This is a genomic window from Paenibacillus sp. NPDC056722 (assembly GCF_042790635.1).
In the GTDB taxonomy this organism is placed as follows: Bacteria; Bacillota; Bacilli; order Paenibacillales; family Paenibacillaceae; genus Paenibacillus_AQ; species Paenibacillus_AQ agri.
In genome coordinates, this window is sequence record NZ_JBHTYV010000005.1 from 113,925 (window position 1) to 137,210 (window position 23,286).

Annotated in this window: 12 protein-coding genes; all 12 read right to left on the reverse strand. The window is 45.7% G+C overall.

Features of this window, described 5'->3' with window-relative positions; all coding sequences use genetic code 11:
* Nucleotides 1-54 precede the first annotated feature (54 nt).
* The 12 genes from ACFRAM_RS14555 to ACFRAM_RS14610 all read right to left on the reverse strand — a co-directional run bounded on the left by ACFRAM_RS14555 (nucleotide 55) and on the right by ACFRAM_RS14610 (nucleotide 23,130).
* A complete protein-coding gene (locus ACFRAM_RS14555; RefSeq protein WP_379466456.1) occupies nucleotides 55-2,784 on the reverse strand; it encodes a stalk domain-containing protein in 2,730 nt (909 codons plus the stop codon).
* A 263-nt stretch (nucleotides 2,785-3,047) separates the two neighbouring features.
* The gene (locus tag ACFRAM_RS14560; RefSeq protein ID WP_379466457.1) at nucleotides 3,048-7,079 is read right to left on the reverse strand and encodes an Ig-like domain-containing protein; all 4,032 of its coding nucleotides are present in this window, start codon (nucleotides 7,077-7,079) and stop codon (nucleotides 3,048-3,050) included.
* 231 nt (nucleotides 7,080-7,310) lie between these two features.
* Nucleotides 7,311-8,513: a methionine adenosyltransferase gene (gene metK / locus ACFRAM_RS14565; RefSeq protein ID WP_175371468.1), complete on the reverse strand. Its 1,203-nt coding sequence runs from the start codon at nucleotides 8,511-8,513 to the stop codon at nucleotides 7,311-7,313.
* Nucleotides 8,514-8,726: 213 nt separating this feature from the next.
* On the reverse strand, nucleotides 8,727-8,987 hold the full coding sequence (locus ACFRAM_RS14570; RefSeq protein WP_379466458.1) for an alpha/beta-type small acid-soluble spore protein: 261 nt from the start codon (nucleotides 8,985-8,987) through the stop codon (nucleotides 8,727-8,729).
* A gap of 202 nt (nucleotides 8,988-9,189) precedes the next feature.
* The gene (locus ACFRAM_RS14575) at nucleotides 9,190-9,741 is read right to left on the reverse strand and encodes a hypothetical protein (RefSeq protein WP_379466459.1); all 552 of its coding nucleotides are present in this window, start codon (nucleotides 9,739-9,741) and stop codon (nucleotides 9,190-9,192) included.
* An 86-nt stretch (nucleotides 9,742-9,827) separates the two neighbouring features.
* Nucleotides 9,828-12,710 carry an Ig-like domain-containing domain gene (locus tag ACFRAM_RS14580; RefSeq protein WP_379466460.1) on the reverse strand — a complete coding sequence of 961 codons (2,883 nt, stop codon included), beginning with the start codon at nucleotides 12,708-12,710 and terminating at the stop codon, nucleotides 9,828-9,830.
* A gap of 544 nt (nucleotides 12,711-13,254) precedes the next feature.
* Nucleotides 13,255-13,596 carry a hypothetical protein gene (locus ACFRAM_RS14585; RefSeq protein WP_175371464.1) on the reverse strand — a complete coding sequence of 114 codons (342 nt, stop codon included), beginning with the start codon at nucleotides 13,594-13,596 and terminating at the stop codon, nucleotides 13,255-13,257.
* A 249-nt stretch (nucleotides 13,597-13,845) separates the two neighbouring features.
* On the reverse strand, nucleotides 13,846-17,724 hold the full coding sequence (locus ACFRAM_RS14590; RefSeq protein WP_379466461.1) for an S-layer homology domain-containing protein: 3,879 nt from the start codon (nucleotides 17,722-17,724) through the stop codon (nucleotides 13,846-13,848).
* Nucleotides 17,725-17,885: 161 nt separating this feature from the next.
* A complete protein-coding gene (locus tag ACFRAM_RS14595; RefSeq protein WP_175371462.1) occupies nucleotides 17,886-19,013 on the reverse strand; it encodes a glycosyltransferase family 4 protein in 1,128 nt (375 codons plus the stop codon).
* Nucleotides 19,014-19,126: 113 nt separating this feature from the next.
* Nucleotides 19,127-19,885, reverse strand: a complete 759-nt coding sequence (locus tag ACFRAM_RS14600; RefSeq protein ID WP_379466462.1) for a WecB/TagA/CpsF family glycosyltransferase — start codon at nucleotides 19,883-19,885, stop codon at nucleotides 19,127-19,129.
* A gap of 6 nt (nucleotides 19,886-19,891) precedes the next feature.
* Complete coding sequence (gene csaB, locus ACFRAM_RS14605; protein ID WP_379466698.1) at nucleotides 19,892-21,091, reverse strand: polysaccharide pyruvyl transferase CsaB; 1,200 nt, start codon at nucleotides 21,089-21,091, stop codon at nucleotides 19,892-19,894.
* A complete protein-coding gene (locus tag ACFRAM_RS14610; protein ID WP_175371461.1) occupies nucleotides 21,067-23,130 on the reverse strand; it encodes a DUF5693 family protein in 2,064 nt (687 codons plus the stop codon). Before ACFRAM_RS14610 ends, csaB begins: the two co-directional genes overlap by 25 nt.
* Between the last annotated feature and the right edge of the window lie 156 nt (nucleotides 23,131-23,286).

Below are 23,286 nucleotides of genomic sequence, written 5' to 3' on the forward strand. Positions count from 1 at the left end.
GCTTGCCCCATTTCTATCGGATCGTTGTTAAAGGCTTGCCTTTATATTAACATATCACGATTCGATAGTTACGGTCTTCGTGTTCTGTTCCCATTTTACGGTTAATCCCAATTGTTCAGAAACCAATCTAAGCGGTACTAAAGTCCTGCCTTGTAGGAGTAAGGGAGCCACTTCAGCACTTTGACGTTTTCCGTTCAAGACGTATTCCTTCTTGCCCAGCGTCAGATCGAGTACCTTCGATCCGCGTAGTACGAGAATTCTCTTGCTAACAGGATCCCATGTTGCAGTCCCTCCAAAGGCATCTAGTACATAACGAATCGGCACATAGGTACTGTTGTCTTTAACAATCGGAGCCACATCTATCGGTTTTTTCTGACCGTTCACAGTAACCGTTTTGGAGCCGATAATCATTGACGCTGTTCCTTTCGGAAGACCTGCCTCACTCGATAGCGATGGCATCGTAAAAGTGATGTTGTCAAAAGCTACCGTTCCTGTCTTGGAGCGTTCATCCTGTCCCTCTTCTACATTCACCACATAAAGGCGTTTAAGTGTCGCCGGGAACTTGATGCCTGACCCTGTTAGATCGATGTTCAGACTCTTCCATCCTGTCCAGTCAATCACCTTAGCCAGATCGACATACACCGTTGCACCGCTATTATCCACGATTTCTGCCCGCATCCAGTTTAGGCTCTTGTCACCCATGACATCGACGGACATCGAGGTAGCTGTTGCAGGAATTGCTTTGCCATTCGTTCCATTAAACTGGGCGTAAGCATACATTTTACCGCTGCCGGCAGTCATGTCATAGCTCATGGACAACACCTTCGAACCTGCGCGATCAGGTCCTCCGTCCGTAACGGCTGCTGTTCCCTTAACACCTGTAGCATTAGTAGTGAAAGCGATTGGATAATTCACATTCTCAAAATCCTCCCAAGGCGTAGCCGCCGCCTTCGAGAGTACAACTGCGGTACTGAAACCATCATATCGGGCAATCGCATAACCGGTAGTGACACCTTCATCCACAGAGGCTACCGTCAGCTTGCCATCCTGTACACTGCCTTTGAAACCAACAAATTCCCACTTCAATGCAGAAGCTGGAACTGCCACGGACGCCCCACTCTTCGTAACAGCTGTTACTGGAACCGAGACCGAAGCTCCGGCTGTTAGAGGCGCTGTAGGGGTGCCTATGGTTAAGCTGTTCAGATCACTTCCGCCTAGTACTGTCACCTTGGTATTTGCACTTGCTCCACCGCTGGCTGCTGTTAACGTAACGGTTCCCGGCTTCACAGCTGTAACTTCACCTGCTTTAACAGTCACACTGTCACCACTGGATTTCCATGTAGGATTTCCAGCTGCAACATCAATCGGGTTGTAATAAGTATCGTAACCCTTCAAAGAGTAAGTCGCCTTCTGACCGATCAGCAATGTAGTGTTTCCACTAATTTTAATACCTTTTACTTCACCTTGCGGCGCAGAGGTGTACACGCCGAGTCCATTAACGATACTCCGCTGCTCTGTACCATACTCTGTATTAAAAGTCAGCGTAGTCGAGGTTTCGGCAAGTGGCCGGTCCACCATGGTTGTCGAACCGCCACCGTCCAGATTAAGTCCTTTCCAGACTCCAATATTGGTCATAAAGGACTGAAGCTCGCTGAGCGACATTCCGGTGCTGTTGCTGTTCTTCTCTACAGCTATCACATACACATAGCGGCCATCCTGGGAATAACCCAGTGCCGTACGGGCACGAGTACCGTCGATACTGCTCGTAGAGCGGGAGAACGCCGAGGCCTTCCCGTTATTTACGAGGATCGTATGTCCACCGATCATCGTTTGCAGCGTGCTCGGGTCCAAAGCCTGCTGTGTTGTTTTGGAAATAAGTGAATAAGTGCTGGTTACGGGTTGACCAACTGTCAAATGATCCATCATAAACTTGGCTGCTTGTCCATGTCCACGCAGAATGAAAGCACCCTTGGGAACAGCTATCGGCAGCGCAGCATTTTCAGAGAGTTTAGTGACTACACCGTTCTCTACCAGCGCCTCTGTCGGAGTAGTAGAACTATTCTTAGGCCGATCCAGCGCCGTCCATACATCAGTATATATGTACAGGGCATTCGCATGGCTGTAGGTAGAAGTGCCGCCTTCCGGATTGTAGGCCCCTTTGTTAACACCTGAGAGCGGGAATTGACTTCCATCCCCCGAGGATACCGTCCCTTGGAAACTGAACTCATCAATAATTGGTTTCCGGTCTTTAGTCACGGCAAAAGCATACATGCCATCCAGCTGGGAAGGGGTGGACACAAGCACTCCACCAGATACTTGACCTCCAATGGGAGAACCTTCTCCTCCAGTATTAAAGTAATCTCCGTTCACCGCTGCGACTGCGCCCGTCTCCTTCGCCATACCGCCAGTGCTTTGGCGAGTGGTCAGCGTACCACCCTTGCCGGTCATGACATCCAGGGAAACATAAGGATTGCTCAGGTCGACACGGATCACATCTGCTAATCCGGAGGCGCTTTTTCCCGAGCGTACAGCTGTATATTTATACTTCATCATAACGGCTCCAGAGGTAATAACATCCTCACTGAGCTTATTGACTGTTAGTGCCGTTGCCGCAGCTGCTATCGAAGCATTGCTTGCTGTCCATGGACTCATGGCTTCACTACCGATTACCGGCATGATCCAAAGCACACCTGCCAATGAGGCGGCGACCCATCTCTTCGCAGTCGTTGTTCTTCTCTCCTGCACAGACTCGTTACGCTGCTTACCCGTGAAAGCATTGTTCATTTCAGAATAACTCTCCCATCTCTTAATCTACTCTTCAATTCTATTCTCAACGTCTGGAAATCCATGCCCTATTTTCCTAGTATACATCAATAATAGACTTGATTTAGCCTGAAAAGTTGCGGAAATTGCGAGATTAAGAGCTTTCGCAGCGGCAAATGTTCGTACAGTGGCGAGCTGCTTTACGCTTGTATTCATAGAAAAAGCCCGACTCTATGAGCCGGGCTTGAGACAAATTCAACCTCTTCTTCATCAATATTCAGTTGTTACAAATATCCCGCTTTGCTCAGCATCCGCTGTAGCATAGCCGCACCTTCCGCACGAGTGGCATTCCCCTGTGGCAGGAAGGTACCTCCTGGCATGCCGAGGATAATACCAGACTGAACTGCTTTGGCTACAAATTCGGCACTCATATTCTGAATTTTGGCCTTATCTTTAAAGATGCTCAACGCTCCTGAAGGAGTACCAGTAAGCGTAATATAATTTCCAGTGTACTCCATGGCGCGTATCATCATAATAGCCATTTGCTCACGGGTGATATAGTCATTCGGCCGGAAAGTAGCATCTGTATTCCCGGTAATAATACCTGCTTTAGCTGCAGCACCGATATAATCGCCTGTTTGCGTAGATGGCTGAACATCACGGAAGCGTCCTGCGGCATCACGGTCTCCTTGCAGTCCCAGTCCTCTGCTTAGCATCACCGCGAATTCGGCTCGTGTAATCTTCTGCCCCGGCTTGAAAGTAGAGCCATAGCTGCTATCGATGATGTTCTTTGCTGCCAGTTCTGCAACAACACTGTTGCTCCAATGATTGCCCATATCAGTAAAGGTCCGTGTGGACAAAAACGTTCCCACAACCAGGTTACCTGGGATAAGGGCACGGAGCAGCGTATAATTTCCGGACTTGCTGACTTTGGTAGGCAGATACACGGCATCATAGTAAGTCAGATCCAAGCGAGCCGCCGAAGTCTGGGCACTGTTTAAAGATGCTGTCGTACGGACCGTATACTCCCCTTTTACATTGACTGGCTGTGAATTGGAAAAGTTACTGCCTGTTACAGCTGTCATTCGAACATCCATCAAACCCGTGATCGGTTGCAATCCTTGACCTTGAAGTTTTTGTTCAAACGGTGCAAAGGTTCCGCCTGGAACGCTCTCCATCCGTAGTACCAACGAGACGCTGCTGGCATCTGCGATCAAGGTAGTAACAAGATTGTTCATATCAATATCATTAAGTGCAATACTATAGAGGTTCTCACCGAAACGAATAATGAGCTTAGCATTTTTGTTCCGGTTTACCGCATCAAGCAAAGGCTTCAGCGGAATGGATACATAAGCTGAACGTTCAGTAGCAGGCACCTCAAAAGCAAGTAACGGGCTTCCTGCCTTATCTAAATACTCATAACTGGCAGCTACACGATCAGATGTCAGACTGTATCTTTTAACAGATTGGTTATACAAAGAACGATCATCCGCTACAGATGCAGAATCGCTTTTTAAGAGCGCATACTCCATTCCGAACTCACTCGCCGCGAGTGTTCCCAGGTAAGCTGGACGATTACCATTTCCTGACGTAGTCCCTGTCAGATTTTGAACAGTCAACCCATTAAAGGAAGCAAGGCTATTCCCATTAAGATCTTTGATCAATCCTGAACCAATCATATAGGACATATCAACCTTCTGTCCGCTTTTCACAACCGTTGAGAGAACAAGTTTCAATGTTGTTCCAGACAAAGCATAGCTTTGCACGCCCACAGTGCTGCCATCGACTCTCACTCCGAACTGATTATTATATAAGGTAGATGAAGCCTGCATATTCTTATTGAATGTCACAATAAGCTCGTCCGCATTGACTGTCGCGCTGGTAATCTCACTCACAGCGGTAGTTGACGACACCGTCACCGGCTGCAGGTTAATATAGGCCGCACGATTACCGTTCAGATCGCTGATTCCCGATGTTCCTGGTACATATGAAATTGTCGCGTCCTTGTTTACTGCCAAAGCACTTTGTAGAGTCAAGATGACCTGTGAGCCGCTGACAGCTACATTGGTTACATAGTTAGGCGTATTTCCGACAAGTACAGAAAACTGACTATTCATGGGCAGGTTTGTGGTAGAGAGCCCTTCATTATAGCTTAGCGTAATTTTATTTCCAGCACCCGTGGCACTTTGAAATTCTGGAGGAATGGTGTCATTAGTATTCCGAATAAAAAACTCGCTGAAGTCCGCTATATTTTGTCCAAATTGATTTTGTAAAGGATACGAGGACGCATTATACGATACCCGGACTACCGTACCATTCCCTGGTTCACTGTTCACTGTCAGATATACAGTATTCCCGCTAGAGCTGATAGAACTGATTCCAAGTGAATATCCATCTGCTGTTACTGCGAACTGGCTATATGCGTAGGAATTCACTGATTTAAGGGTGTCATTAAAATTAAGCACCACCGATCGACCGGAAATTCTTCCATCCTTTGGTGTTGGCATTGAAGATTCAACAGTATTCGTTACCTCTCTGGAGGAAAATGTGCTTGCGGCATTACCGCTAGTGTCCAGTATAGTCCGCAATCCGCCGGAATATGTGATTCTAACAACCTGCCCCACAGCAACACCTGTGCTTAGCACTACAAAAACACTGTCACCCTGAATATAGACACTATCGATGGGCCGTTTCTCATCATTTACGGTCACTGTAAAGCTTGAGGTCAATAGTCCAGTCGAAGAATTCAGCGATTTATTATACCTCAGCCGAATTGTTCGGTTATTTTCAAGCTGTGAGCTTGATAGCTGTGGTGCTGTTTTATCAATAACTGCGGTACGGAAGCTCCAAGAGCTTTTTCCGCTTAAACCATCGTATAGAATTTTAGAATCTGTAGCATCGGTAAAAGCACCTTTGGCGATATCAATATAGTAGGTTGTATCTCCATCCAATGTTGCTGCTGGCGTGATGAGGTACTCCCTCGCCGTAGTGCCTTTAGTAACGGAAGCTGGAACTTTGACTCCATTGCTCTTATATAAAGAGACACCATTAGCTATCGAGCCATTGAAATTGACATCCCGGCTAAACGTAATTGCAAATGTTTTGTTGATTGCCACACCCTCACTGCGGTCAGATGGATTTAGTGACGATACACTAGGTCCTGCCTGGGAGACTGTCGTAAAGCTCCAAGTGTATGGACCTGAAGCCGGGAACACATTACCGTCCTGATCGTAAAAAGAACCCTGAGGTATTGTGACTGTATAAGCAGTACCGTTCAGCAGTGGAGATGCTGTAGAAGCCGGATTTAACGTAATCACATTGCTGCCTCCGCCGGTGACCCCGGTAGAATTTACATCAAGCCATCTGGTTCTGCCATCAAGGACCCCACCAGCAGCCACAGTAATCACTCCAGATGCCGGTTTCATTGGACGGTCAAAGATCAGTGCAAGCGAGCCTGTGGTAGGTACTTCCCCCGCGCCATTCGCCGGAGAAGGAGTTACCGGGAAGTCTGCTACTGCCTTGGTTGAAAATGCCCAGACACTGCCGTTTGAAATCCCTGCGAACGTTCTGAAATCATCATCCCTGAACGCATAGGCATCAATTAATACATAATAATTCGCCCCAACCTTCAGCTTATTTGCCAAGGTTAAAGTGACTGAAGTAGCGTCCGCACTGCTCTTTATATCCACACCGGGTTCTCCGTCTGCCATTTTAAAGCTTTGAACCGTTGAATTGTCGGCTGAAGAGATCAGTTTCACAGAGCCACCGCCTGGTAGCAGCTTCTTATTAAGCCTCAGACTGATCTGCGCCAGAGTGCCAGCATCTACTCTTGCATTATTGGCAGGAGAGAACTCACTGGCTGTAATCTCTTTATTGGCCTCGGGAGCGGTTGTGAAATCCCACACAGTAATGGCCGAGTCATTGCCATCAGCATCTTTAAACACGCCTTTCGGTATAGTAACCGTATAGGTCTTATTCGGAGCCAGTAGTTGTCCAGCCCCCCATTTGAGCTCGTAATCCTTGGAAGTACCTATTAATCCGTAACTGCCTATAGGAATCGATACAAAAGGCGTACTGCCCCCTTTAGGAGTGATGCTAATTTCCCCAGATTGAGGATTCACCAGCCTGTCGAAGTTCAATCTGAGTGTAGTGTCTACACCTACATAAGCTGCTCCCGGTCCTGGGGAGACATTAATAGCGAATTCAGAAGCAGCATACACTGCTGAACTCCCGATCCCGAATGATGTACTGACCGATCCCAATAATAACTCTCCTGCTAAAAACAATGCCGTCCACATGGAGATTTTCCTTTTCATCTTTCGATAACTCCTCTCAAGCCGTACTTCACATTTTTATCGAAGCGCATATACTCTTATATTTCGGTTGAAGTGCTTCCAAAGTTTAGTAGCGCTATTTCATGAAGCTCCATCATCATTACTCGTATTCGAACAAAAAAACACCCCAAAATCGCCACTTCAATCGAAGTAGCAATTCTGGGGTGTTTTAAGATCAGAATATGATTGCTGGCTGCATAGTAAGATTTTTACTTAGATGCCCGACAAGGATCTCAACAATTCAGCCTTATCTACACGTTCCCAAGGAAGATCAGCATCCGTACGTCCAAAATGTCCGTAAGCTGCAGTTTGTCTATAGATCGGCTTACGCAGATCCAACATGGAGATAATACCGGCTGGACGAAGATCAAAGTTGTCGCTGATCAGCTTCGCAAGTTTCTCCTCGCTGATTTTACCTGTACCGTATGTATCTACGTTAATGGAAACAGGATTTGCTACACCGATGGCATAAGCCAGTTGGATTTCACATTTGTCAGCAAGACCAGCCGCTACAAGGTTCTTCGCTACATAACGCGCTGCATATGCTGCAGAACGGTCTACTTTAGTTGGATCTTTACCGGAGAACGCGCCTCCGCCATGACGTGCGTAACCGCCGTAAGTATCGACGATGATTTTACGACCGGTCAGACCAGCGTCACCTTGTGGTCCACCAATTACAAAGCGACCCGTAGGGTTGATAAAGTATTTGGTTTCTCCATCCAGCAGCTCAGCAGGAACCACAGGCAGAATTACATGTTCCTTAATATCCGCTTGAATCTGCTCCAAAGAGATCTCCTCTGCGTGCTGTGTAGATACAACTATAGCGTCTACACGTACAGGTTTATCATCCTGGTACTCAATAGTAACCTGGGTTTTGCCATCTGGACGCAGATAGTTCAAAGTTCCGTTCTTACGAACTTCAGATAAACGACGAGCGATCCGGTGCGACAACGCGATTGGAAGTGGCATCAGTTCTGGCGTCTCATTCGTCGCAAAGCCAAACATCAAGCCCTGGTCGCCTGCACCAATGTTAGCAGTCTCTTCAGCAACCTGTGCAGGATCACGATTCTCCAGTGCAGCATTAACCCCTTGGGCAATATCTGCGGACTGCTCATTTAGAGAAGTCAGGACAGCACAAGTATTATAGTCGAAACCATATTTGGCACGAGTGTAGCCAATTTCTTTAATCGTGTTGCGCACAATAGCCGGAATATCTACATATTCCGATTTAGTGCTGATTTCACCAATTACCAAAACCAGACCAGTGGCTACAGCCACCTCGCAGGCAACACGGGCGTTTGGATCATTCGCCAAAAAAGCGTCAAGTACAGCATCAGAAATCTGATCGCAGATTTTATCCGGGTGCCCTTCTGTTACTGATTCAGAAGTGAATAAGTGGCGTCCCTTGATAGACATGAACATCAACCTCCCATAGCAATTATATGAATCTTTTAACAGCTCAATAGTTCAGAAAAATATATTAGAAAGCAGCTAAAATGCATGTATCTTCAAAAAAATGAACCTTTTCCACAGGGAAAAGGTCGATTGCTTTCCTCAGAAGTCATATTATCTTATTTAAAAGAAGCTGTCAATTCCGCCCGGTTTCGTTGGTACCCTGGGAATTTAGGATTAAAACAATGATTGTTGCGCTTGCTGGATGAGTCTCTTCGTAATTTCTCCACCAACAGAGCCGTTATCTCTGGAAGTTAGATGCCCCAGATATTGGCTTTGTGAAGTTGATCCTGTAAAGCCTAGTTCGGAAGCAAACTCCGTATCCGCTCCACCACCATAGGATGATCCATACAATCCAAATTCCGCTGCAATTTCATATTGCATTTGCTTTAGCATCGTCCGACTTTCAGGTACGACTTTACGATTATTACGTGCCATGTGCTGCACCTCCTGCATATTGTAAGAATACAGGTCTATTGTGCGCATACTGAAATACCTTCAATCGGCTTAATGTTTGTCAATGTAGGAAAAGAGTGCCTCTTGAAACAAACGTTTTATATATAATTTTTAAGTATAGTCGTTTCTATACGTGGGCATGATTAGTATAAGGAGAAATAATGGAAACAACATCAGTTCTTTGTTATTTCAAAGTATATCCACCACGAACCATAACCACGAGCCCAAGTGTCTGTCCTTCTTGGACAGCAATACCCCGTCCATCCCGCGGGAAGGACAATAAATGGTTGGTGGGAGCTGATACTCCATTGCCCAAATCTTTACCTTCCGTTAAATCAGCAATACCATTGGCGTCCTGGGAAAGGACAACCGCTTTGCCTGCACGAACGATAAACTCTGCACCAGCCGAAGCAATTAAGCTTTGACCAGGCTTTACATCAACAATAACCGACTCGTTACTTGATGTGTTAGCTGGGTTTGGTGTTGCTGTGGGCGCTTGAGTTGCAATGGCTGTAGCTGTAGGAGCCACTGTCGCAGTAGGTGTTACGCCTGTACCACCCTGCAAAGCCTTTTGAATTTGTTGGTCTACATAACTCTTTGTCACTACAGGATCATCTGCTGTTCCAGGCTGTGAGCCCACACCGGCTCCTTCGGCAGTAATATTCATCACCGATCCAGCCCAAATTCCGCCTATCAATAACAGCGCTGCGAGTGAAGCTTTCCATACCGGTTTCATCAATGTCCTCCTTAATGAGATCTAGAAATAGCTATAAAAAAAGCATAGCCTCCGAAGAGGCTATGCTTTGCTTCAGTAATCGGAGATTACTTAGCGGAGATTTGAGTTTCACCTTTAAGAAGGTTGCCGTCACCATCAAACACTTTGTTAGCATCAGTAAGGTCATCGGTCTTAACAACTTTGATAAGGATTCTGTTAACGTCATTGCTGTTAAGATCAAGAACTTCTTTAGTGGTAACTTTGCTGTCGATAGCATGCTTAGCAAATTTAACCGACCATTTACCTTTATCAGAACCGTACTCGATTCTAGTAATGGACAGAATGTCGTCTTCGCTAACTGCATTAGTATCGGAGTTAATGAAGAACTTCAGGTTCTTCTTCAACTGCAGCTCAGATGTAGCATCATTCAGATCCTTGGTGAATCCGATGATCAGCTCAGAAGAGCTTCCGCTGGATACTACAGCAGAGTTGAACACTGGAGCAATTCTGCTAGTCAGCTTAGCAACCTTTTTAGATTGGGATCCATCGATTGCATTACCAGCTACGTCAGTAACACCAGTTACAACAAATTCGTAATCTTCAGTTTTCTCGATAGCCGAGCTTGGGATGTGTACAGTTGCACGAGCATATTTCGGATTAGCAGCGCTCGAAGTAACTACGCCTTTATCAGTCAATGTTTGAATAGTTACGAAAGAACCTGAAGGCAAGCCCTTAGGCTCGTTCTTTTTACCAAGAGTATAGCTATTATTATCAATGAGGGAAGCAGTATTCAGGCCACCTTCATCATAAAGATTGACTTCAATTGTGATATCACCATAAGTTGTTGTACCAACAGTCTTTTGGCTATCATTGATCACGATGCCATTGTTAACAGCGTCGAAGCTGTATACTGTTGGCACAGTTGTATCAGTAGAAGCAGAACCGATTGTTACAGCCAATACAGCTGCAGCAGACTCATTAGCAGAGAAGGACTTATCTTTGAAGAGTCCTTGTGGCAGACGCACAGAGTACGATCCAGAAGAAACACTTACGCCAGTCAATGTAAATGTTTTACCACTGCCTACTACACTGCTAGTGCTGTGCGTTACTTTAGTGGATTCACCAGTTTTGTCATTGATCAGGTATACATCGCCTTTACCAGCATAAGTAACATCTTTAGAGAATTTCAAAACCAGACCTTTGTTAGTGGTACTAGTTGTGTAAGTAACTCCAGTTACTGTAGGTGCTACTGTGTCTTTAGTAAAGGTAATGTCTTTTTTAGTTTCGGTTCCCAAGATGTTGCCCAGAGTATCCTTAACTGTTGCTCCGAAAACAACCGATCCAGTAAAGGTACCGGAATTAGGGAAGCTGCTCAAAGGAGTTTCCAAAGTGAATTTCTTACCGTTGTCGGAAGTAACTACACGGAAAGTACCTTGGCTTTCGCCAACAGCGTTAAGCAGACGAACATTTCCTACGAGGGAAGCACGTTCAACGTTTTTGTCGAATTCAACTTCAACAAATTTGTCGCTGATAGCTGTTACGCTCTTGATAACTGGAGCAGCTACATCAGATACTACAGTTACAGTAGTTTTGATTGGGTTAGGGTTAGCTACATTACCAGCAAAGTCAGTAACGTTAGTGAGTGTTACATCATAGGTCTTGCCGCTATCCAAGGATACTCCGCTCAGTTTGAACTCAGTGTAAGTATCATTTTGTACAGTTACAGAAGAAGCTGAACCATTAACAGTGGCAATAATACCAGTAGTTTTAACTGGCTCGCTGAACTTCACGTAAACATCTTTAGTAGTTGCTTTAGCAGTAGAGCTTACAGATGCAACGGTAGGAGCAACAGTATCAGCTACGTTCAACAAGTTAGTGAATGCAGGAAGCTTTTCACCAGCTGTAGTTTTCACAGCGTCGCTCACAACAACTGTGTAGTCACCTTTAAGGAACTTAACGCCTGGCAGAGTGATTACAGCTTCAGTGTTGTCATCGTTGAAGTTAACAACAGCGTTAGAAACTTCATCGTCTTTGCTTCCAACTTTAGTTACTTTCACAACGCCATCGATAACTTTGCTGGATTCAGCAACAGTATCAGTATCGATGGAACGGTTGAATTTAACAACTACTTGCTTAGCGTTTGGCGCAGTTACGGATACAACCTTAGGAGCAGCCAAAGTTACTTTAGCAGTGTAGTCTTTCTCTTGGTGCTTGAAGTTGATTGTTGTTTCAACACCTGCAACAAGTGCAGTTGTCAGTTCAACAGTTGTAGTTGTTTTGTCAGAGAATGTTACAACTACTTTAGTTGGGCTCAGAGCTTCAGCAGAAGCAACTGTCAACACTGGAGTGCTGCTCAATTGGTCAACCGCGTAAGCTGTTTCTACTACCAAAGAACGAGTAGCGTTTGCTTTGAATGCAGTGTTTTGAGCAACCAAACCTTTGTCGATGATCGCTTGAGCATAACCTTTAGCCCATGCAGATGCAGAGTTATCAGTTGTAGCTGGAGCTTCCAGCTTCAATGCGCGGAACAATACAGTCGCTACTTCTTCAACAGTTACTTTACCGTTGTAGTCGAAGATACCTTTAACAGTATCTTTACCTTCCATCAGGTTAGCTGCAGTAACAGCTTCGATGTAAGGAACTGCCCAGTTAGTTGCATTGTAACCTTTGTCTTTGTAAGACAATTTGTTAGTTACTTCTGGCAGATCGAACAATTTAGTAACGATCTTAGCGAACTCAGCGCGAGTCAGATCGTATTCAAGGTGAGCTTTACCATCTGGGTAGCCGTTAAGGATACCTTTAGCTGCCAAAGCGTCAAACTTTTGTTGCGGAGTTGCTGCTGCGTCACCAAACGCTACAGAGGCAAACATCGAGAATGCCATTGCTGTAGATAATGCTACGGATAAAATTTTCTTCATAACCTTTTTTTCTCCTCCTTGGACATTCATGAACTGAGAATTTTCTTTAGTTGGGTAGCTCATGTCACTCATTAGCCGATGCACCCCCTTTCCCGAGTTGAGCAAATTAAGTATAAATAATGTCTGTGACGGGTATCACAGAAACTGGTAAACGAGTTGAAGGCATGATAATACTAGATTCCTAATTCTACCTAAGTATTATACAATGTGCCTCAAGTCACGTAAAGCTAATTTTTCCATTTGGATAAATTGCTTTATGATCGAACACTGTCTTCAGTGCTCTGTGTAAGTGACTCTACACCTTAAACGCAGAAGGTTTGGAAAAGTTGCGGTTTCTAAAAAATATTTTCGAATTTTCTTTCCGGTTCCGCCCCAATAGAAGCTACATATGTATGTATTACTAACTATTTCTAATGATGGGTGGCTACGGAAAACAGCATAGCATAGCAGGTTTCAAGACGTCATTAAGTAATATTTGCTAAGATACACTATCTGAAACTCCTTTATTTATTATAGGAAAGGAATTCAGGCGGATAACAAATAGGGTGTCTAACATAGTCACTGTGGACTGGCTAGACACCCTATAGCGCATAAGCGCCCTGTTCTATACATAAGCTTATCGAATCTTCATTGAGAGCTGAATCAGCTCCTGGCGTTTCTCTGGGCTAGAATTCACATTATCATACATAGCATCAATTGCTGCACGGTTCTCACGGTAGCTCTTCTCATGCTTAATTGTAGAGTGAGACCATTCAATTAACGCGTTCTCAGCAATAACAAGCTCGTTATACGCATCATGGAAGCCAGTAGCTTGTACAAGCTCTTCCATAACTTCCTGAGTAATCTCCTGAAGCGCACGCTTAGCTGCAATTTCCTTCTCCAATACCTTAGCTCTATTCTCAAACATATTCTTGGCTTTCATGTAATCCAGTTGAGCTTTTGATAAAATCGGTTTCATCGATGGCTTTCACCTTTCAGAAAATAATATTTTCTACGTTATTGTATCGTAAATGGGAGCAGATTACAAAGTGAACGTAGCTGGTAAGTTAAGCTATTCCCCAGAAAAACGCAGTATGAATGGAAAATTCATTAATGCTACTTAATTATGTAGGCTCAAGCATGGTCTGTCAAACTCCAAATATGGAAAAATAAAACGACCAATTCGCAAATACCTTCGCGGAATTGGCCGTTTTGTTGCAGAATGATTTTAGTTAAAGGTCTTCGGGAAGATGCTTGTGCTCTTTTTCAGAAGCTCTACGGCAATTTTCCCTGCCTCAGCACGAGTTAACTTACCTTTTGGATTAAAATTATAGGTAGGTTTCTTCTGTCCCGTTATAGTCACTGGTGTCCCTTCCATGATCTTCGCCTTCGATACAGCCTCAATAGCTGGTCGCGTATAGAAGTCCATATTAGCGGTATCACCGAATGATTTGGAGAGGCTTGCTAGAAGCTTGTTGTCGTTCATAGACATCTTTAGTTTCAGGGCACGCGCAATCATCACAGCGCCTTGCTCGCGGGTCAGCGGCTGATCTGGTCCAAAGAAACCATCGCTCAGTCCTGTAACGATACCGGCTCTGGCTGCAGTTTCAATATGCTTGAAATCCCAGGTGGTTGATACGGCCTCTGGCACAATGTCAAAGAATGTCTGCTGGTTTGGATTAAAACTTAGCGGAATATTCAAACCTTTCACCAGCAAGGTTGCGAACTCCCCACGAGTTGTCGTGTCATCGGCTCCAAAGGCATCCGCACGAAGATTAGTCATGATCCCCTTTGAGTATAATCCATTCAGTATATTTCTCGCCCACGGATGATTAGTAATGTCCGTAAAGCCACGACGTAGCTTCATCACTGTGTAATAACCAAATTCATCAAATGGAACAGTAACGGTATGATTCTTGGTATCCACTTCCCCGCCAACATTCTCCCACTTTCCGGAGTCTGTGTAGCGGAATACTGTTATAGTAGATCCCACTTCATCCACAACACTTGGGCTAAAGCTCAGTTTGAGCTCACCGCGCTGGGAAGGAACAATTTTACGAGTTTGACTGTACTGCGTAAAGTATCCTTCTATCGAGTACGGAGCGATCCCGTTTGTAGCCGGTACATAATTTGCTGTTCCTTTTGTACCTACTTCTCCTAGACCACCATTAAGCCAATAAATATCTGAAACTCTTGAAAAGTTGTTCGTGCTGGCTGTCGAAGTGAAACGAAGCACCAGTTCCTGAGGAATTACAAGCGGGCTCTTTCCTTCAGGTGTTCTGGCGTCCGCAGCACTGACGTTGATGATATTCCCGTAATCATTGACACGTTCAACGACACCATCAACAGGATCTACAATCCCGAACAACAATTTTGTATCTGGATAGTACTTGGCAGCCCCTGAACTGGCAAAGCCTTTCATAAGGGTTCCTTTAGGGAAGGAAAGCTCAAGTCCCTTGTTGAAAACACTGTATTTTGTTGCAACCTTTTCAGCCATGTACTGCGTGTCGATTTGGGTTGCACTTGCATAATAAACCTGGATTGTATCATTGATGGTCGTGCCGTTACGTACAATCTGAATCTTAATAGACGTAGATTTGTCAGGCTTCAGACCAACATAATCATAAGTGAAGCGGTTCTGAAGGTCATTACGTTTCACTGCTTCGAATTTGTCGATCATTACCTTGGTAGCGCCCTCGGCTTCAATATCAAAGCGGACAAAGTTTTTGTTCACAATGATTTTATCTCCCACCGTCGGAACTGGCGCTAGAACCCGGTACGGCAATACCTCACGAGTTACTTCAAGACGTTGTGTCGTTCTGGCACCTGTCTTGTTGATCAGTTCAAGAGAATAAACATGACTTCCAGGCGCATCAAACTTGATGTCACGCAAGCGCAGGAGGAAATCTTTGTCACTACCATAGTAATCGTATATAAGTCCTGTTGTATCAGTTTCGGGAAAAAGTGGTCTGGGATCATCTTGAAGCATATCCGCTTTGCCTACCGATGTAAAAACTAATTCCGAACCGCGATAGAGATTCAAAATCGTCGCACCGCCACCGCGCAGAACGAGATCATATTTCTCCTGATTTGTAGTATATTTCTCATCCTTGTAAACAAATTCAGGTGGGAGCGCCAGAATTTTATTACGTTCCGTCTCATTAGACAAGGAGTTAGTTGTAAATGGTGTACGTCCCTCTCCTAACGAAGGATGAAATTGAGTCAGGTTAGAGACATTGGTATCAATAATATAGATACGCAGTTCTTTTGTAATTGTACGTTGATTTCCTCCACTGTTAGATACGCCGGTAAATACAATCTTATTCTCACCGTATACCAAAGGTCCCGACTGCGTAATAGGTAAGGTGAACTTGAATGTTGGGTTAGCTAGACTAACATTGCTCAGATCAAATTTTACCTCTGGTGGTAAAGAAGCACTATCGATACCATTGATCTGTACTTGGGCACTTTGAATGTTCTCAAACCCAAGATATTCACCTTCAAATGTGAGCTTGTTACTAGTATTGGAATTAAACTCATAAGTCTGTCCATCTTGTATATTATTCACGTAAATATAATTCTTGGATACATAGGAGATATCAGCATTATAGAAGGATTGAGATCCTGTATATTTAAATTGCACCTTTTGCTGTCCGTTAGCAAACTTGGTAATGTGATATACATATTCGTTTTGGCCTAGATTAGCCACTGGAATTGCAGTTAAATCTAGGGGCGCTTTACTCAAAGGCAAGTAATTAGCCGTAAGAACAGCTGTAGTTGCTCTATTAGTTTTAACGAGAATGTAGAAATTGTCCTTCTCCAATTGCTGACCGTTTAAAGGGAGCTTAGAGATATTGGTTAGAGGCCCAGTTCCCGTATAACCTGGCAGATAGAAGATATCGTCGATTACTGTCTCATTGAGCAAATACTTATAAGAGTTCACCAACGATGTACTGTATTGGTCATAATCAAGAGCCAAAGTGAAGTCATTGGAGCCTGCAGTAATATTTAGCTCAGTCTTTGTTGTAAATTCAACCAGCTTATAAGCTGGCGTGACACCATTCGGTCCAGGAATGACGACTTCACTTGCAACATTATCGATTGGAAGAACAACAGCATTAGTTGTTCCTTTATTAATAGTAAACTTAGCCCCTGTTAAAAAAGAAGTGGCGCTATAGGGTACAAGAATCTGCCCTTTCAGAGCTGCCGTTGTGTCAGGTGCGGTCAACGTAGGCGTATTGTTCAAAAGGTTATATTCCACACCGCCATGAACAATATTCAATGAAGCATACGGCTGGTTTTTGTCAAAGAAATAGATCGTCCGGTCAATATTTATGGAATCTGAAGCATTTTGCACAGTGATTTTGATTTTGCTGAGTCCCGGCTTGATAGTCAGTGCGGGAGTGAAGAACGTGCCATCCTCAAGAAGTGATGTCTGCAGGACAGGTCCATCATTGACTGCTACACTTACTTTTGTAGCATTGGCTACTTTACCTTGAATGGTAATAGAAGAAACAGGAACAACTACCTGTGTGCCTTCATTCAGATCCAAGGCTGCCGGACCACCCAAAACTTTAAGAGATGTTATAAACGGCACTTTGTCATAAAGTACATAAAAGGACTCGGAGCGTTGCAGGTTACCCTGGTTTCCCGAGAACGTAATTTTGTTATAGCCCGGATATAGAACAACTCCACTTGTTGTAAAGCGGTTGTTTGGACTGTTGGTGTCAGGAGTAACAGTACCGGTGGTCAAGCGCGTAGGGTCTGTAACCCATTTCCCTGTTGTGTCTTGCGTAAGCTGTTCAACCACAACCTTCATCGTAGTCGATGTAACTTGTGAGTAGGTACCTGTAATAGTTAGCGTCTGATTGCTTGTCTTATAGGCGCTGGTACGGCTGATTAGACCCTCTGGATCGGTAGTATCACCAGGAGTTTTCACAACGTCCTGTTTCAGGGAAATCGTGTTCCGCAGCAGGAGATCATCCGGACTAAAGTAAGTCGTGGATGCTGTTGCTGCTGTCGCAACGGGTGTGTACCGACCTGGGAACATGGTAACGAGCAAAGCCGCCAGCAGCAGCCATACGAATGGTCTCTTAAAGCGTTGCATGTGCATATCTCTCCTTTGAATAGGGGTTCTGGTAAAGCATCACTCTGTTCTATATCGGTTCATGTAAGTGATATTTTTAGCAAAACAGTAAAAAACTCACCCGGAATCGGGTGAGTTTTAATGTTAAGAACAAATAATTAAAAGTTCACTATAATTCTTAATCAGGACTTGGAACTTCTCTCCGGATCAAGTTTCATACGCATTCTTAAAATAAAGTTAAGCAGCGGACGTTTGGTCTTACCCACCAATCCGGTAATCTCGGCACCGATCTGCAGGAAGAACAACATTACACAAATGACGACGAAGGTAACCCAGTTTGCCTCATACAGAGCTGCGGAGGATTGGATGACTGCCAGAATTCCGAAGAAGGTGGCAATGCCGTAGATAATCAGCACCGTCTGACGATGGCTGAATCCAAGTTCACGCAGGCAGTGATGCAAATGGCCTTTATCTGGTGCAAAAATCGGCTTCTTCTGCAGCTTCCGCCGTACGATGGCGAAGAAGGTATCCGACAGTGGCACTCCGATGATCAACAGCGGGGTAATGAACGAGACGACAGCAATCTGCTTAAACCCTAGCAGGGCCAGAAGCGCCAGGCTGAAGCCCAGGAACAGGGAACCAGCATCTCCCATGAAGATCTTGGCTGGATGGAAATTAAAGAACAGGAAGCCCACAATACTGCCGAGAAGCAGTAAGCACAGCAGCGCAACCATGATATTACCCATGATAAATGCCATTGCAGCAATGGTAGCTATCGCAATTCCGGACACACCCGCAGCGAGCCCGTCCAATCCGTCAATCAGATTCACGGCGTTGGTTACCCCTACAATCCAGAAGATTGTCAGTGGAATAGCAATCCAGCTTTCCAGTGAGGAATACGTATTATTAAAAGGAATGTTTACAAAGTCAACAGTAATTCCGAAGCCGAATACAACGATACAGGCTGCGGCAATTTGGCCCAGTAGCTTCACCTTTGCCGATAATTCGAAACGGTCATCCAGTCCTCCAAGAAGAACGATCAGTCCGCCGCCACTCAGCAACGCTTTGATGAAGTTGGCCTCCCGCGTAGTAAATTCATACGGTATGAACGGTAATACGGCAAGCAAGCCTAACACAAACGCCAGAAAAATACCTAATCCGCCAAGGCGAGGCATAATCTTCGTATGCACTTTGCGGGCATTCGGCACATCCGTTGCACCGATTTTGATGGCGAACTTCTTCACCAACGGTGTCAGACACAACGCTAGGCCCATGCAGACGATAAATCCGGCGATGTATATGATTAACATTTGATCAGTCAACCCCCATTTCTCTACCGCATTGAATTATACGCTGTTCCAAAAGAGAATTCCAATTCCGTTTCTAGGCTAATTATCCTACTTTATCGGCGAAAATCATCATTTTACTCCACTTTTGTTACTTTATCTTTCTCGCGCATCACTTTTATTGCGAATTTCGGCAGGGCAAGCATTCTCTTGTACCGAGTAGGCTCCTTGAGAAGACGATATAGCCACTCGATACGCATTTTTTGAAAAGCTACAGGCGCCCGGCGGCTTTTGCCAGAAATGACGTCGAAGCTTCCTCCGACTCCCATCATGATCGGCACTGCCAGCCTTGATTTGTACTTGGCAATCCAAGGTTCCTGACTGTCTGCACCACGGGCAACAAACAGCATGTCCGGAGCCGCTTCAAGGATGTCAGCAATAACACCATCGTCTTCGGCAAGACCAAAGAATCCATCACGGTAACCTACGATGACAATTCCAGGAAACCTGGACTTCAACCGGCTTGCTGTCTCCTGAATCACTTCGGGAGTAGATCCCAGGAGATATACTTTCCAGTTATATTTTTCCCCAGCATGCAGCAATTCATGTAACAGGTCAAAACCCGCGACACGCTCAGCTACAGGCTGATGGCAGTAATTGGCTGCCCATACAACGCCTGTACCATCAGGTACAACCAATTCTGCGGATTGCATGATTTTCATATAGGCCGGATCATCCAACGCTGCCATAACCATAATTGGATTGGCGGTAATGACCTGATGCGGCGTGCGGGATTGCACAGCCTCAGTCAAATAGGAGACCGTTGCGGCCATATCTACTTTGGATACCCGAATACCGAAAATGGGTACTGTAGGTATCACACTGTCTGCTTTCACTCTATATCACCCTTTGCGGTGTAAATATTGTGCAATGTGCCGGGCCGGAGACTCGGCGTCACTGACCAGAGAAGCAATAAGTGCCTCCCGTTCCAGTCTCCAGTCACTTCCGTTTTCCAGAAGCTCAAGAACCTGGGCAGCCACCTTTTCGCTATCCAGCGTGGTCGTTGCTCCCACTGGCTGGCAATTGATTCTGTCCAGAAAATGATCGATCTTCGGATCATAAGAGATGCCAATCAGTGGCACACGTCTGCCTGCAGCGTAGATTAGGCTGTGCAGCCGCATACCGATCAGCACATCACACCCTTCAACCTCACGCAGCATTTGCAGCGGATGGAGCGTATCCTCACAAATACTGATTTTACTCCCCTTTGATGCCACATCTTTAAGCTGATCCATGACATAACGGGAGGCCTCATTGTCAGATGGATGGTGGAAGGGCAGAAATTTGAAATGCAGCGGTGTTTTTTCAGCAGCTTTCAGCAAGCCACCCGCAATCGCCTTCAGTTCCGCACGGTCCCCTTCCCAATAACGCACCGATATTCCGACTACCGGTAAAGAAACTTCGTTTCCTGCTTCGGAATCTTCAGCGTAGGCAGAACTACTCTTAGCAGCAGCATCGGCAAACTTTCTTGCCGCTACGTCAGTAGCCTGTCCGCCTTGTTCCTCAGGCAATGATAATCCCATAACCGGATCTGGCACAACCTCAATAGTCTTTCCTCCAAGCCCCATCGTGTGTAAAAGCTGGCGGGACTGCTCGTCCCGCACAGAAATATAAGCACATTTACGAAAAACTGATTTGATCAAAGGATGGAACAGCTTGCGGCTAACCGGGCCAATGCCCTGGGCATAAATGAAGGTCGGCTTCCCCATCCACTGGGCCAGCTTGATAATACCCAGATAATAAGGAATCGTCTTACTACCGGTCACATCCTGGAGCAAGCTTCCTCCTCCACTAATGAGACCGGAGCTTTCCGAGATCGCCTTCCGTACCTCTTTCAGCTTCATCCGGTGTACGGACTTTACTCCATAATTGGCTGTCGTCCATTCAGGATCAATGGACAAAACCACAGGTTCAATAGATACGCCAGCAGCTGCCGACTGTTTCTGCAATGCATTCAGGATGGATTGCAGAACAGCTTCATCCCCACTATTTTGAAAACCGTAATAACCCGAAATAACTATCGTTTGAGGAGTGGCGACCATCTTTTCCAACACCCTTCCCCAATTTGCCAAACAATAACAGCGATAATCCCAATGATCAATCCCAGTCCAAGACCGAGCAGACCGCGCACCAGTGAGATCAGGGCCGGAGAATGGATATGTGCAAAGGTATCGACCATCGAGAGCTGTGCAATAACAGCCACGATCATAATGAAGGCTGCATTCCGGTATTTAAAGGCCAGGAATGCCCCAAGAATAAACAACGGGTGTCCAAGCAGGAACTCCTTATTCCGAGGACGAACACCGACAGTGTTCTCCAGGAACGTACGGAAGACCTTCTCAATTGGCGTTACACTGCCGCTGTTACCCGTACGGCTCAAGTAGTACATGCCGACAATTCCGATAACCCCGGCTGCAATTACCCAAAGTAGTGTAATCGGTGTACGCAGCAGCTTACCTGTTTTGTTAAAGGTAAACTCTCCACGATATAGGAGCACGTACAACGCCACCAGTCCGATTGGTGCAGTATGCAGCAAGCTAACCCCGCGGAACTGATTCAAGACCAGGCTGTAGGTGATATTGTTAAGCAGAGCAATCACGAAAGGCACCGCACTTAGGGAAATCAACGCTGTCTTCACATACAAGACCAGGCTGTGTGTCAGGCGCCGCTGAGGACTCATTACAGCATAGGTGCTGCTATTCTTGCTTAATTTGCTTCCAGCTTCGCTGCTGCGGACTGGAGGGCCCATTTGATTGATTTTACGAATGGCGAGCACAGTCGCCACAGTTGGCGCACTAATGGCCGCAGCAAGTGCCAAGGCCTGCTCAAACAGCTCAGGGCGCAAGAGTCTCAATCCCGCACCTGCAACCAGCCCCAGTACCCAGACAGGGAGCGTAAGCCATGGTATAAAGTACGAGACCATCAACGCTACCAACGCCAGGGCGCCAACCACAGCCACCAGCTTGAGGTAACGCTGATAAGACGAGTGCTGAACATCAAACGCTGTCGCCTGTCCCAACGTAAAACCGTTATCCTTGATTTTATCGACTGCGCCTCCAGGCTCGCTGAGGCTCGTAATCAGATTATCCAACGTATCCGAGATCTGCGCCTTAGACGTATCTCTTGTCGAGATCGTGTTCAAGTACAGCATGCGGATGTTGCGGTCCTTGGTGGCCAGAGCGAACCGGTCAGCTATAACATCGGGCTTCAGGGATGAATCTGCCTCACTCAGGGAATACAGACGTGTCACATTATAATCGAGCATATAAGCAAGCTTATTGAAGCCCTTTTGCTGTTTCTTTATATTCTCAATGGCTGCAATTCCGATCCCATGTTGCTTAAGGAGGTCCGCGAAGGCTGTGAGACTATGCAATTCTGCATCATCTTTAAAGCCTTTTACAGACTCCCCTTCGAAAAGAATTCGTTTCACGCCAAGCTGTGCATATTGATCCACCAGCTTTTTCACGGAAGCCTCATTGTACGGTAAGGAATCTACAAGCCGGGGTACGATGTTGAATCCCTTGGCATGCAGCATTTCGAGCGTAATCGGGTCTGGCTGAATAGGCTTCATCGAGGCATTTTCAATTGGCGTCTCGACAATAAGTCCTTCCTGACCACGGAAGCTCCAGTCTCTCGTAGCAATGCCCAATTCCGTGAACTTATCACGCAGCAGAGGTGCCAGAGCATCATGATTCTTTGCGCTTGTAAAAAGAATATACGTGTAGTTTTGATTTTCCGGGATAATCGTATCCGTCAGGTTGGCGATATCCGCCGCTCCCCACATCATCAAACGGCGGGCCCGGCGAAAATCATCCAGCGTGCTTTCATAGATAGCCATGCTTTGCACGCCCGCTTCCTTCAGGCGATCCAGCTGTTCCGAAATATAATCCTGCGGATTTGACCGGTAGCTGGAGACTGCCACCAGATCCCGATAATCAAATACCAATTCCACCGTCTTCGATGATCTCTCCGTCACCAGGCGATCGTAGACAACAGGCAGGGCAGCTATAAGGCCGACCACAACTATTATCCACAGCCACTTTCTCGAAGAAATGTTCCATCGCTGCCATTTTTGCTGCACCAAAAGTACCTCCTCTTTCACTTGAAAGACCTCTCTTCACAAATCAAAAGCCCGGTGTACCGGGCAAAGCTCATGGAGGCTTAAGCATAACAGTACCTGTTATCCGGCCCAAGTCCCCGCTTTACCACATTATACCCGGGCTTTGATCACCAGGAG

What these genes read in the sequence shown, in the direction of transcription:
- ACFRAM_RS14595 (WP_175371462.1), bottom strand. Translation starts at nt 19,013, where the DNA reads ATGTTAATCATATACATCGCCGGATTTATCGTCTGCATGGGCCTAGCG.
- ACFRAM_RS14560 (WP_379466457.1), bottom strand. Translation starts at nt 7,079, where the DNA reads ATGAAAAGGAAAATCTCCATGTGGACGGCATTGTTTTTAGCAGGAGAG.
- ACFRAM_RS14590 (WP_379466461.1), bottom strand. Translation starts at nt 17,724, where the DNA reads ATGCAACGCTTTAAGAGACCATTCGTATGGCTGCTGCTGGCGGCTTTG.
- csaB (WP_379466698.1), bottom strand. Translation starts at nt 21,091, where the DNA reads ATGGTCGCCACTCCTCAAACGATAGTTATTTCGGGTTATTACGGTTTT.
- ACFRAM_RS14575 (WP_379466459.1), bottom strand. Translation starts at nt 9,741, where the DNA reads ATGAAACCGGTATGGAAAGCTTCACTCGCAGCGCTGTTATTGATAGGC.
- ACFRAM_RS14585 (WP_175371464.1), bottom strand. Translation starts at nt 13,596, where the DNA reads ATGAAACCGATTTTATCAAAAGCTCAACTGGATTACATGAAAGCCAAG.
- ACFRAM_RS14580 (WP_379466460.1), bottom strand. Translation starts at nt 12,710, where the DNA reads ATGAGTGACATGAGCTACCCAACTAAAGAAAATTCTCAGTTCATGAAT.
- ACFRAM_RS14570 (WP_379466458.1), bottom strand. Translation starts at nt 8,987, where the DNA reads ATGGCACGTAATAATCGTAAAGTCGTACCTGAAAGTCGGACGATGCTA.
- ACFRAM_RS14555 (WP_379466456.1), bottom strand. Translation starts at nt 2,784, where the DNA reads ATGAACAATGCTTTCACGGGTAAGCAGCGTAACGAGTCTGTGCAGGAG.
- metK (WP_175371468.1), bottom strand. Translation starts at nt 8,513, where the DNA reads ATGTCTATCAAGGGACGCCACTTATTCACTTCTGAATCAGTAACAGAA.